The sequence below is a fragment of the Leucobacter celer subsp. astrifaciens genome (assembly GCF_001273835.1).
Classification (GTDB): Bacteria; Actinomycetota; Actinomycetes; order Actinomycetales; family Microbacteriaceae; genus Leucobacter; species Leucobacter celer.
Map to the genome: position 1 here is coordinate 1 of NZ_JHEI01000209.1, position 281 is coordinate 281.

Annotated in this window: 1 protein-coding gene; it reads left to right on the plus strand. The window is 61.2% G+C overall.

All coding sequences use genetic code 11. From position 1 onward, the window contains the following. Positions 1-281, plus strand: a 281-nt coding sequence (locus AMS65_RS18290) for an S-layer homology domain-containing protein (protein ID WP_193787044.1), incomplete at both ends; no start/stop codon positions are given.

Genomic DNA, 281 nt, shown 5'->3' on the forward strand with positions numbered 1-281 from the left:
GATAAGAACTTCAAGGCTCCGTCGAAGTCGCCCTTCACCGACGTGAAGCCTGGCGACAAGTTCTACCAGGAGATCGCGTGGATGGCCTCCGAGGGCATCTCGACGGGTGTGAAGCAGGCGAACGGTACGGTGAAGTTCCAGCCGAAGTCGGGGATCACGCGTGAGGCGATGGCGGCGTTCATGTACCGCATCGACGAGGGCAAGAAGCCTGCGGTTCCTGCGGTGTCGCCGTTCGCGGATGTGCAGAAGGGCGACAAGTTCTACCGGGAGATCGCGTGGAT